Source organism: Bradyrhizobium sp. SZCCHNR1093, assembly GCF_032381175.1.
Classification (GTDB): domain Bacteria; phylum Pseudomonadota; class Alphaproteobacteria; order Rhizobiales; family Xanthobacteraceae; genus Bradyrhizobium.
Genome location: NZ_JAUHJJ010000005.1, coordinates 176261 through 188285 on the forward strand (window position 1 = coordinate 176261; position 12025 = coordinate 188285).

The following is a 12025-nucleotide window of genomic DNA, read 5'->3' on the forward strand; positions in this document are numbered from 1 at the left end:
CACCTCTAGTGATTGTCGCGCGGCACCGGCGAGCCGCTGCGGCCAACGAGAAAATCGAAATCAACGCCGCGATCCGCCTGCAGCACGTGATCGATGTAGAGCTTCTGATAGCCGCGAGCCGCATGCGGCTTCGGCGGCGTCCATGCGGCGCGGCGCGTCGCCAGCTCCTCGTCGCTGACATGCAGATGCAGCGCGCGGGCGGCGACGTCGAGCGTGATCATGTCGCCATTCTTCACCAGCGCCAGCGGTCCACCGACGGTGGCCTCCGGCGCGACGTGCAGGACGACGGTGCCGTAAGCGGTGCCCGACATGCGCGCATCCGAGATGCGGATCATGTCGCGCACGCCCTGGCGCAGGAGCTTCGCCGGGAGCGGCATGTTGCCGACCTCGGCCATGCCCGGATAGCCCTTCGGTCCACAGTTCTTCAGCACCATGATGCAGGACGCATCGATGTCGAGATTGTCGTCGTCGACGGCGTCATGCATCTCCTCGACACTCTCGAACACGACCGCGCGTCCCGTATGGTTCATCAGCTCCGGCGAGGCCGCCGACGGCTTGATGACGGCGCCGTTGGGCGCGAGATTGCCGGTGAGGATCGCGATGCCGGCTTCCGTCTTGAACGGCGAGTCGAACGGGGTGATGACGTCGGCGTTCCAGTTCGGCGCGGCGGCGACGTTGTCCCATAGCGTCTTGCCGTTGACGGTGCGGGCGTCCTTGTGCAGCAGGCCGCGCTCGCCGAGCGCGCGCAACACGGCCGGCAGGCCGCCGGCGTAGTAGAAGTCCTCCATCAGGAAGCGGCCCGACGGCATCAGGTCGACCAGGCAATGCACGTCGCGGCAGAGCCGATCGAAATCATCGAGCGTCAGCTCGACGCCGACACGGCCAGCAATGGCGAGCAGATGCACCACGGCGTTGGTCGAGCCGCCGATCGCGGCCAGCGTGCGGATCGCATTCTCGAACGCCTGCCGCGTGAGGATGTCGGACGGCTTGAGATCCTCAGCAACCATCTCGACGATGCGGCGGCCGGCCATGCGCGCCAGCAGGTTGCGGCGCGCGTCCGCAGCAGGGATCGCTGCATTTTCCGGCAAGCCGATGCCGAGCGCTTCCACCATCGACGCCATGGTCGAGGCCGTGCCCATGGTCATGCAGCTGCCGGCGGAGCGGTTCATGCCGGCCTCGGCCTCGTGGAATTCCTTCAGCGTGATCTCGCCGGCACGCAGTTGCTCGCTCATCGAGATGATGTTGGTGCCGGAGCCGATGATCTGGCCACGATAGACGCCGCGCAGTTGTGGCCCGCCTGAAACACCGATCGCAGGCAGGTTGGCCGAGGCGGCGCCCATCAAGAGCGCCGGCGTGGTCTTGTCGCAGCCCATCAGCAGCACGACGCCGTCGAGCGGGTGCGCGCGGATCGCCTCCTCGACATCCATCGAGGCGAGGTTGCGGAACAGCATCGCGGTGGGACGCATCGTCACCTCGCCGAGCGAGGAGACGGGGAATTCGAGCGGATAGCCGCCGGCGTCGAGCACGCCCTGCCGGACATGCTCGGCGATGACGCGGAAATGCGCGTTGCAGGGCGTCAGCTCCGACCAGGTGTTGCAGATGCCGATGACCGGACGGCCCTCGAACCGGTCCTGCGGCGTGCCGCTGTTCTTCAGGAATGAGCGATAATAGAAGCCCATCTTGTCCTGGCGGCCGAACCACGCCTGGCTCCGCAGCGTCTTCTTCTCGTTGTCGTTGCTCATTCCCGGTCCGTTCGTGCAGCCGACTGGGCATGGCGCCGCCGGCCGTTGTAGATGACTTCGATCATCGCCTCGGAGGCGCCCTCGGCGTCTCGAGCGGCGATCGCGTCGATGATGCGCTGGTGCCAGACCAGCACGGTGTCGCGATCGGCAGTCTCGATCGGGGCGCTCAGGACGAACGAGGCGCGCAAGGCGGCTTCGATGACGGCGCCGATCGAGCGCATGAAGGGATTGCCGGAGGCATTGGCGATCGCGATGTGCAAAGCGAGGTCGGCTTCGGCGAAGGCGACCGAGGTCGACGGCTCGCGCTCCATCTGCGCCATCGCCTTGCTCATCGCGGCAAGATCGTCCTCGCTGCGGCGTTCGGCAGCGAGCGCCGCAGCGCGCGGCTCGATCGCCAGCCGGATCTCGGCAAGGTCGGCGAGGAAGCGCTTGTCTATGCCGGCATCCAGATGCCAGGCGAGCACGTCGGGATCGAACATGTTCCAGTCCGAGCGTCCGCGCACCACGGTGCCGACGCGCGCCTTGGTCGACAGCAGCCCTTTTGCAACGAGCGTCTTCACGCTTTCGCGCAGCACCGGACGCGACACGCCGAACGTCGCCGTCAGTTCGGCATCGCCGGGAAGGCGCGCTCCCTCGGCCAAACGGCCGGAGATGATGTCGATGCCGATGCTGCGGGCGACCTCGGCATGGTTGGAATGCGCGCGCCGTGTCGGAATCGAGACGAGTTGCGAGCTCATGTCCTCGCCCCCGCCGGTTTGACGGACGAGCGGCGCGCCAGCGCCATCAGACCTTGCTGCAGCGCAATGAAAACGAACAACAGAACCCCCGTGGCGATCTTGGTCCACCAGCTCGACAGCGTGCCGTCGAAGTTGATGTAGGTCTGGATCATGCCCTGGATCAGGACGCCAAGGAAGGTGCCGATGACGGAGCCCTGCCCGCCCGTCAACAATGTTCCGCCGATCACCACCGCGGCGATGGTGTCGAGCTCGACACCGACCGCAGAAAGCGAATAGCCGGCCGCGGTGTAGAACGAGAAGACGATGCCGGCGAGGCCGGCAAGCACGCTCGACAGCATATAGATGCGGATCGTCATCGGTCCGACCGGAATGCCCATCAGGGCCGTCGCGGCGCGGCTGCCGCCGAGCGCATAGACGTTCGCGCCGAAACGGGTGAGGTGCAGCAGCAGCGCGCTCAAGACCAGGATGACCAGCATGGCGATCGCAATCGCGGTGAGTCGTCCGCCGCCTGGCAGCCGGATCGCGAAATCGGACACGGCGCTGTAAATCGGCGCGGTGATCGGAATCGACTCGGTCGACAGCAGGAAGCTGACGCCGCGTGCCAGGAACATGCCCGCGAGGGTCACGATGAAAGGCGGCAGGTCGAAGACGTGGATGACGGCGCCCATCGCGGCGCCGAACAGCGCGCACAGCACGAGCACCATTGCGAACGCGGCAAAGGGCGGGATGCCCCAGCGCTCGATCGCGAGCGCCACGAACACCGTGGTGAAGCCGATCACCGAGCCGACCGACAGATCGATGCCGCCGGAGATGATGACGAAGGTCATCCCCGCCGCAACGATGCCGAGGAAGGCGTTGTCGGTGAGCAGATTGGCGACGACGCGGGTGGAGGCGATGTTCGGGAATTGCAACGCGCACAACGCGAAGCCGGCGACCAGCACAAAGGCCGTGATCGCAACCGAGGTCGATGCTCTCATGGCTTCATCCTCCGCCAGCGCGCGGTGAAGCGCGAGAGATCGCCGAGCCGCGGCGACTGCGCCAGCAGCACGGCGAGCACGACGACGGCCTTGACCAGCAGGTTGAGCTCCGGCGGATAGCCCGACAGCAGGATGCCGGTGTTCATGGCCTGGATGATCAGCGCGCCGGCGACCGCCAGCACCAGGCTGAATCGCCCGCCGAACAGCGAGGTGCCGCCGATGACCACGGCGAGGATCGCATCGAGCTCGAGCCACAGCCCGGCATTGTTGGCGTCGGCGCCCATGATATCGGCGGCCGCAATGACGCCCGCGAGCGCGGCGCACAGTCCGCACCAGACATAGACCGACAGGATCATGGCGCGGGTGCCGACGCCGGAGAGCTCGCTCGCGCGTGCATTGCCCCCGGTCGCCTCGATCAGGAGCCCGAGCGCGGTGCCGCGCACGACCGCCCCCGTCACCAGCAGCATGCCGACCGCGATCACGATCGGCGTCGGCAGGTCGAGCACGGCGCCGTTGCCCATCCACACCAGGTCAGGCGACGTGAACGTGACGATGCGCCCCTCGGTGATGAGCTGCGCGATGCCGCGCCCGGCAACCATGAGGATGAGCGTGGCGACGATCGGCTGGATGCGCAGGACGGCGACGAGGATGCCGTTCCACAGCCCGCAGACGAGGCCGACGGCGAGCGCCGAGCCGATCACGACCGGCAGCGGCTGCGTATCGGCGAGGCTCGCCGCGGTGGCGCCCGCGATCGCCATCACGGCGCCGACCGAAAGGTCGATGCCGCCGGTCGCGATCACCAGCACCATGCCGAGCGACAGCAGCGCCACCGGCGTGCCGCGGTTGAGCACGTCGATCACGCTGCCGAACAGCCGGCCATCCTGCAGATGCAGGTTGAAGAACTGCGGCGACACTGCGCGATCGATGATGAAGATCACGATCAGTGCCAGGGCTTGCGCGAGACCACGGCGCGGAATCCGGAGCGTCATGATGCAGCCTCGTGCGCCGGCTCGCCATCGGCGGCGATTGCCGCGAGGATGCTGGAGACTTCGACGGCCTCCCCTTTCAGCTCCTCGACATGGGCGCGATCGCGCAGCACCACGACACGGTTGGAATAGGTGACGATCTCGTCGAGCTCGGAGGAGATCACGAGCAGCGCCAGGCCCTGCTCGCAGAGCTCGCGCACCAGGCGGATGATCTCGGCATGGGCGCCGACGTCGATGCCGCGGGTCGGCTCGTCGAGCACGAGAAGCCTCGGCGAGGTCGCAAGCCAGCGCGCAAGCAATGCCTTCTGCTGATTGCCGCCGGACAGCAGCCCGATCGGCCGTTCCGGATCGGGCGGCCTGATGTCGAGCATGCGAATGTAGCGCATCGCGATCTCATCCTGCTCGCGCCGCGACAGCGGCCGGTGCAGGCCGCGCCGGGCCTGCAGCGCCAGGATGATGTTCTCGCGCACGGTCAGATCGGCGACGATGCCCTCAGTCTTGCGCTCCTCCGGGCAATAGCCGAAGCCGAGCCCGGCGGCGTCGCGCGGCGAATTCAGCCGCACGGTCTCGCCGTTGACGGTGGCCGCGCCGCTGTCGGCACGCTCGGCGCCGAACACCAGTCGCGCCGTCTCGGTGCGGCCGGAGCCGAGCAGGCCGGCAAGCCCAACCACCTCACCGCGGCGCAGCTCGAGATCGAACGGAGCGAGATAACCCTGCTTACCATAGCCCTTGAAGCTGACACAGACCTCGCGGGCAGTCTCGGGCTGGCTGGCGGCGCGCTCGCCGGTGGTCTCGGCGAGCTCGCGGCCCAGCATCATGCGGATGAGGTCGAGCCGCGGCAGACCGGCCATCTCGCGCGAGCCGATCAGCCGGCCGTTGCGCAGCACCGTGACGCGGTCGCAGATCTCATAGACCTGATCGAGGAAGTGGCTGACGAAGATGATGCCGATGCCATCAGCCGCGAGCTTTCGCATCACCTTGAACAGGATTTCGACCTCGTGGCGGTCGAGGCTTGCCGTGGGCTCGTCGAGAATGAGGACGCGCGCCGACAGATCGACGGCGCGCGCGATCGCCGTGATATGCTGGACCGCGACCGAGTAGCTCGAAAGCGGTGCGCCGACGTCGATGTCCAACCCATAATCCAGCAGCAGCGCATGCGCGCGCCGCCGCATCTCGGCCTCGCGCACGACGCCGAACCGAGTCGGCTGCCGGCCAAGATAGAGGTTCTGCGCCACCGAGAGGTTCGGCAGCAGATTCACTTCCTGATAGACGGTCGCGATGCCGGCATCGACGGCGTCCTTGGCCGAGCGCGGCGCGATCTCGCGGTCCGCCAGCCGCACGGTGCCGGCGTCCCGCGCGAACACCCCGGTGACCACCTTGATCAGGGTCGACTTGCCGGCGCCGTTCTCGCCCAGCAGCGCGTGAATCTCGCCCTCACCCAGCGTGAAGTCGACATCATCAAGCGCTTTCAGCGCACCGAAGCTCTTGGCCAGGCCGCGGATTTCCAGCAGGGCTGGACGCATCGCCGGCGGAGCTGAACTATCAGACATGACGAACTACTTGGCGATCACCAGGAAGGTTGACGTCCGCACGATGTGCGGACGCCAGCGACTTGTCGTCCGTCGTCCCGGCGAGCGCCGGGACGACGGCTCAACAGCCAGGCTCAGTAGCCGAGGCCCTTCTTGCTGTCGTAGATCTTCTGCGGCTCGTCAGCGGCCGTGTAGAGCTTCGATTCCGTCTGGATCCACTTCGGCGGCGTGGCGCCCTTTTCCTTGTAGGCAACGATGGCGTCGAAGGCCGGTCCGGCCATGTTCGGCGTCAGCTCGACGGTCGCATTGGCTTCGCCTGCGGCGATCGCCTTGAAGATATCCGGCACGGCGTCGATCGAGACGGTCAGGATATCCTTGCCCGGCTTGAGCCCGGCTTCCTTCATCGCCTGGATCGCGCCGACCATCATGTCGTCGTTATGGGCGTAGACCGCACAGATCGACTTGCCGCCGTTCTCGGCCTTGATGAAGCTCTCCATCACCTCCTTGCCCTTGGCACGGGTGAAGTCGCCGGTCTGGCTGCGCACGACCTTCAGGTTGGCATTCTTGGCGACGACCGCGTCAAAACCCTTCTTGCGGTTGGTGGCGACGCTGGCGCCGACCGTGCCCTGCAGCTCGACGACGTTGCAGGCCTTGCCGCCGACGGTCTTGGCGAGCCACTCGCCGGCGACCTCGCCTTCATGCACGCTGTCGGAGGTGACGGCGGTCAGATAGAGGTCCTTGCCCGACGGATCGATGTCACGGTCGAGCAGCACCACCGGAATCTTGGCTTCCTTGGCTTCCTTCAGCACGGCATCCCAGCCCGAGGCCACGACCGGCGCGAGGAAGATCGCATTCACCCCCTGCGCGATGAAGGAGCGGATCGCCTTGATCTGGTTTTCCTGCTTCTGCTGCGCGTCGGCGATCTTCAGGTTGATCTTGCGCTTGGCGGCTTCCGACTTGGAGACGGAGGTCTCGGCGGCGCGCCAGCCGGACTCGGATCCGATCTGCGAGAAGCCGACGGTCAGTTCGGCAGCGCTGGCGGACGTGGCAAGCAACAAGGCGGCCGTCGCAGAGGCCACAAAGAGGGCTTTCAGGGTCATCAGGCGTTCTCTCCCAAAATGATCTGTTTTGGATGCGCCACCGCTTCGAGCGGTGTCGTCGCACCTTTTCAGCCGGCCTCAACGGCCGACGTGCCCGGTTATTCCACGGAACCTCAGGGCTGACTAGTCATATTATTTGACTGTAATACTTTTTGAAAAGGATGTGCGAGCCCGCGCGCGCACACTGCCCAAGAGCGACAGCATACACCAATGAAATCTTAAGTTGTCAGCAGCGTTCGGCTACCGCAGCTTGGTCGCCTCGCGGGCGCGCAGCTCGATCGCGGCCCAGGCGCCGGCCCTGATGTCCGCCGCTGGCGCGACCCAGGAGCCGCCGATTGCGACGACCTTCTTGTGCGCGAGCCATTGCGCAGCATTGCCGGCATTGATGCCGCCGGTCGGGCAGAAGCGCACGCTCGGGAATGGCCCCGCCAGCGCATCGAGCGCGGCAAGTCCGCCGGCCGGCACCGCGGGAAAGAACTTCACCAGCTCATAGCCGCGCGTCACGCAGGCGATGAGATCCGACGCGGTCTGGACGCCCGGCGCGAACGGCAGCTCGCCGGCTTTCGCCGCATCCAGCAGCTCGATCGACAGCCCCGGACTGATCGCAAACGCCGCGCCAAGCCTGGCCGCGCGCTCGTAGTCCGCTGGTGTCAGCACCGTGCCAATTCCGACCACGGCATCCGGCACCTCGCCAATGATGGCCCGCGCAGCATCGAGACCGGCTTGCGTGCGCAAGGTGATCTCGATCACGCGCAGACCACCGCTCACAAGGGCGCGCGCCAGCGACACGGCGTGCGCCGCATCGTCAATGGTGATCACGGGGATCACCGGCGCCAGCGCGAGCACCGCATCGAGCTTCGCGCGCTTGTCCAGAGTGCTCATCACGCCTCGCTCATCGCCAGAATGTCCCGCGGCATCGCGGTTGCCGGAATCACGGCCCCCGGCGCCATGATCACGGCCCCCGCCAGCCGGTGGCCCGCCAACGCCGCCTTCCGTGGCGGCGCGCCCTTGATGCGCGCGGCGAGATAACCCGCATTGAAGGAATCGCCGGCCGCCGTGGTGTCGATCGGCTTGAGCACCGCGGGCGGCGCAATGTCGACCAGCACGCCATCGGCATGGATCAGACAGCCGCGCGCGCCGCGCTTGACGACGACTTCGCCCACGCCGGCGTCCTTGAAGCGGCGCAGGCTGACCGACGCATCGGAATCGCCGAACAGCATCTGCTCGTCCTCCAGCGTCGGCAGCGCGACGTCGACCAGCGGCAGGATCGCGCGGAATGCGCGTTGCGCCACCTCGCGGCTGGCCCAGCCGCGCGGCCGATAGTTGCCGTCGAAGGCGACCCGCGCGCCGCGCTTGCGCGCCACCGTCAAGAGCTCGCGCAGCTTGGCCTTGCCGGTCTCGCCATAGAGCGAGAGGCTGATGCCGGAGAGATAGATCCAGTCGAAGCGGGAGAGCCTGTCGAGCATGTCGCGGTCGGCGCGATCGAACAGCTCGCGCGCCGGCGCGCGGTCGCGCCAATAGAGGAAGCTGCGCTCGCCCTTGGCATCGCGCTCGATCATGTACAGGCCGGGCACGCGGCCCTCGACCTGCAGCACCTCCGAGGTGTCGATGCCCTCGCCCTGCCAGGCCGTCAGCATCGCAGCGCTCAAGGGATCATCGCCGAGCGCCGTGACGTAGGAGGTGGGCACGCCGAGCCGGGCCAGATAGAGCGCCGTGTTGAGCGTGTCACCGCCGAAGCCGCGCCGGAACAGACTGCCGTCCTCCTGCGCGAACTCCACCATGCACTCTCCGATGCAGGCGACTTTCATCGGCGTCGATCCATCCATCAAAACGTCAAATGAACCTTCATCGACCGGCTTCGATCGCTGGCGAGCTCGAAGGCGGCAACCGCCTGCTCGAATGGCAGCGCGGCCGAGATCAATGGCTTGACGTCGAGCAGCCCCTCGCCCATCAGCCGCACCGCCAGCTCGAATTCGCGGTCGAACCGGAACGTGCCGCGCAATTGCAGCTCCTTCGTGACCAGCGTGTTGACCGGCAGGGTCATCTCGCCGCCGAGCCCGAGCTGGACGATGATGCCGCCGGGCCTGATCACATCCAGTGCGGCCCGCAGCGCGGCCTGGTTGCCGGACGCCTCGAACAGCACGTCGAACGTGCCCTTGCCGGCGCGCCACGGATCGAGCGCGGACGGCCCCGCGCCGACATTGAAGGCGTGGCTGGCCCCGAGGGCGCGCGCGACCACCAGCGGCGCATCGGCGACGTCAGTGGCCACGATCTCGGCGGCGCCGCCGTAACGCGCAACCAGGATCGACAGTGCACCGATCGGGCCGCAGCCGGTCACCAGCACCCGCTTGCCGAGCAGCGAGCCAGCCTGATGCGCCGCATGCAGACACACCGACAGCGGCTCGGCCATCGCCGCTTCACCGAGCGACAGCGACGGCGCGATCGGAACAGCCTGCGCGGCATCGACGGTGACGAACTCGCGGAAGCCGCCCTGCACGTGGGGATCGCGCATCGCGCTGCCCATGAAGCGCATGTCCAGGCACTGGTTGCGCAGCCCCTCGCGGCAATAGACACATCTGCCGCACGGCAGGCTCGGATTGACCGCGACGCGCGCGCCTTCGGCAAGGCCGCTGACGCCGCTGCCCACCGCGGCAACGATGCCGGCGATCTCATGGCCCAGGGCCATCGGCTGCTTGATCCTGACGGTGCCGAAGCCGCCATGATGATAGTAGTGCAGGTCCGAGCCGCAGATGCCGCCGGCTTCGATCTTGACCCGGACCTCACCTGCTCCGGGCGCCGGATCGGGATAGCTGTCGATGCGCAGATCCTTGGGCGCATGAATCACGACGGCTCGCATCGGCTGTTCTCCCTGGCTCGTTGTCCCGGCCGATCCTACATCGACGCCAGCATGCCGCCATCGACATAGATGGTCTGGCCGTTGACGTAGGTGGAGGCCTCGGAGGCCAGGAAGATTGCGGTGCCGACCAGCTCATCCGGACGGCCCCAGCGCTTCGCCGGGACGCGCGACATCAGCCAATTGTTGAAGTCGGGATTGCTCATCAACGCCTGGTTCATGTCGGTCAGCATGTAGCCGGGGCCGATGGCGTTGGCCTGGATGCCATGCGCGGCCCATTCGACCGCCATCGCACGGGTCAGGTTGCGGATGCCGCCCTTGGCCGTGGTGTAGGGTCCGATCGTCGGCCGCGCCAGCTCGCTACCGAGCGAGCCGATGTTGATGATCTTGCCGCTCTTGCGCGGGATCATCCGCTTGGCGGCCTCGCGCCCGATCACGAAGGCGCTGGTGAGATTGGTCTCGATGATCCGACGCCACTCGTCGGTCGTGAACTCGACCAGCGGCTTGCGGTGCTGGATGCCGGCATTGTTGACGAGGATGTCGATCGCAATCCCCTCGTCATCGAAGCGCGCGAAGGCGCGGACGACGGCCTCTTCGTCGGTCACGTCGAACGGACAGGCCTCGGCCTGATGGCCCACGTCGCGGAATTCCTCCACGGCTGCCAGCGTGCGCGCCGGGTCGGTGCCGTTGATGACGAGCCGCGCGCCAGCCTTGGCGAAGCCTTCGGCGATGGCGCGGCCGAGGCCACGCGAGGACCCGGTCACCAGCGCGGTCTTGCCGGAGAGATCGAAGAGCGAGGTCGACATCGGTTCAACTCGTGGAAGGCTTCGGGCCGGCATCCTCGGTCACGCGACGCGCCCTGACAAGCGCGTTATCCTGCCCTGCCGATCAAACCGGGAGACGGTTAATGGCCGCTACCGCGGTCATGACGCCGCGGATCTCGGCAAGACCTTTGAGCCGGCCGACCAGCGGATAGCCTGGATGGGTGCCACGACCGATGTCGTCCGCCAGTTCGTGGCCGTGGTCGGGCCGGAACGGAATCCGCCAGTCCGGCTCACCCTCGGCCTTGCGGCGAGCCTGCTCCTTCAGCAAGGTCGTCACGACCGCAACCATGTCCACGTCGCCGCGCAGATGCTCCGCCTCCATGAACGAGCCGTCGAGCATTTTGGTGACGTTGCGCAGATGCACGAAGCGGATGTGCGGAGCGAAGCGCTCGGCGAGCGCCGGCACGTTGTTCTGTCCGCCGGCGCCGAGCGCGCCGGTGCAGAACGTGATGCCATTGGCCTTGGACGGGGCGGCGTCGACGATGAACTGCAGATCATCGGCTGACGACACCACGCGCGGCAGGCCGAACAGGTCCCGCGGCGGATCGTCCGGATGGACGCACAGGCTGACGCCGCACTCCTCCGCCGTGGGTACCACCTCGCGCAGGAAGCGCGCGTAGTTGGCGCGCAGCTCGGCATGGCCAATGCCGCGATATTTCTCCAGCATGCGGCGCAGGCCGGGCACGTCATAGCGATCATAGGCTCCGGGCAACCCGGCCATGATGGTCGCGAGCAGACGGTCCTTGTCGGATTCCGATGCCTGCGCCACCCACGCGCGGGCACGGTCGAGCACGTCGGAGGAGAACTCGGCCTCAGCGTCCGGCCGCTGCAGGATATAGCAGTCGAACGCCGCCAGGCGATCCTGATCGAAGCGCAGCGCGGTGGCGCCGCCCGGCAGGCGGAAGGCGAGCTCGGTGCGGGTCCAGTCCAGCACGGCCATGAAATTGTAGCAGACGGTGGTGACGCCGCAGGCCGCGAGGTTGCGCAGCGACTGCCGGTAATTGTCGAACAGGTCAGTGAGGTCGTCCTCGCCGAGCTTGATCGCCTCCGACACGGGTAGGCTCTCGACCACGCTCCAGCGCAGCCGCAGCGATGAATCACCCTCGATCATGCCGATGCGCTTGACGATCTCATCCGTGCTCCACGCCACGCCATAGGGAATGTGGTGCAGCGCGGTCACGATGCCGGTCGCGCCGGTCTGGCGGACCTGCGGCAAAGTGATGGGATCATCCGGTCCGAACCAGCGCCACGTCTGTTCCATGTCGTCCACCTTCCA

At 67.0% G+C, this 12025-nt stretch carries 11 protein-coding genes; all 11 read right to left on the reverse strand.

What is annotated here, in order from left to right:
* Positions 1–5 precede the first annotated feature (5 nt).
* The 11 genes from QX070_RS18705 to uxuA all read right to left on the reverse strand — a co-directional run bounded on the left by QX070_RS18705 (position 6) and on the right by uxuA (position 12010).
* Complete coding sequence (locus tag QX070_RS18705) at positions 6–1742, reverse strand: IlvD/Edd family dehydratase (protein ID WP_315738465.1); 1737 nt, start codon at positions 1740–1742, stop codon at positions 6–8.
* Positions 1739–2479, reverse strand: coding sequence for a FadR/GntR family transcriptional regulator (locus tag QX070_RS18710; RefSeq protein WP_315738466.1), 741 nt, complete (start codon positions 2477–2479; stop codon positions 1739–1741). The genes QX070_RS18705 and QX070_RS18710 overlap by 4 nt, the downstream gene beginning before the upstream one ends.
* Complete coding sequence (gene yjfF / locus QX070_RS18715) at positions 2476–3456, reverse strand: galactofuranose ABC transporter, permease protein YjfF (protein WP_315738467.1); 981 nt, start codon at positions 3454–3456, stop codon at positions 2476–2478. The genes QX070_RS18710 and yjfF overlap by 4 nt, the downstream gene beginning before the upstream one ends.
* Positions 3453–4445 (reverse strand): ABC transporter permease, encoded by a 993-nt coding sequence (locus QX070_RS18720; protein ID WP_315738468.1) that lies wholly within the window; start codon positions 4443–4445, stop codon positions 3453–3455. Before QX070_RS18720 ends, yjfF begins: the two co-directional genes overlap by 4 nt.
* The gene (locus QX070_RS18725; RefSeq protein ID WP_315738469.1) at positions 4442–5992 is read right to left on the reverse strand and encodes a sugar ABC transporter ATP-binding protein; all 1551 of its coding nucleotides are present in this window, start codon (positions 5990–5992) and stop codon (positions 4442–4444) included. The genes QX070_RS18720 and QX070_RS18725 overlap by 4 nt, the downstream gene beginning before the upstream one ends.
* Positions 5993–6105: 113 nt before the next feature.
* Positions 6106–7071, reverse strand: a complete 966-nt coding sequence (gene ytfQ, locus QX070_RS18730; protein WP_315738470.1) for a galactofuranose ABC transporter, galactofuranose-binding protein YtfQ — start codon at positions 7069–7071, stop codon at positions 6106–6108.
* A 240-nt stretch (positions 7072–7311) separates the two neighbouring features.
* The gene (eda, locus tag QX070_RS18735; protein ID WP_315738471.1) at positions 7312–7956 is read right to left on the reverse strand and encodes a bifunctional 4-hydroxy-2-oxoglutarate aldolase/2-dehydro-3-deoxy-phosphogluconate aldolase; all 645 of its coding nucleotides are present in this window, start codon (positions 7954–7956) and stop codon (positions 7312–7314) included.
* A complete protein-coding gene (locus QX070_RS18740) occupies positions 7953–8849 on the reverse strand; it encodes a sugar kinase (protein ID WP_409998871.1) in 897 nt (298 codons plus the stop codon). The genes eda and QX070_RS18740 overlap by 4 nt, the downstream gene beginning before the upstream one ends.
* Positions 8850–8896: 47 nt before the next feature.
* Positions 8897–9928: an L-idonate 5-dehydrogenase gene (locus tag QX070_RS18745; protein WP_315738473.1), complete on the reverse strand. Its 1032-nt coding sequence runs from the start codon at positions 9926–9928 to the stop codon at positions 8897–8899.
* 35 nt (positions 9929–9963) lie between these two features.
* A complete protein-coding gene (locus QX070_RS18750) occupies positions 9964–10731 on the reverse strand; it encodes an SDR family oxidoreductase (RefSeq protein ID WP_315738474.1) in 768 nt (255 codons plus the stop codon).
* Positions 10732–10813: 82 nt separating this feature from the next.
* Positions 10814–12010, reverse strand: coding sequence for a mannonate dehydratase (uxuA, locus tag QX070_RS18755; protein ID WP_315738475.1), 1197 nt, complete (start codon positions 12008–12010; stop codon positions 10814–10816).
* Positions 12011–12025: the final 15 nt, after the last annotated feature.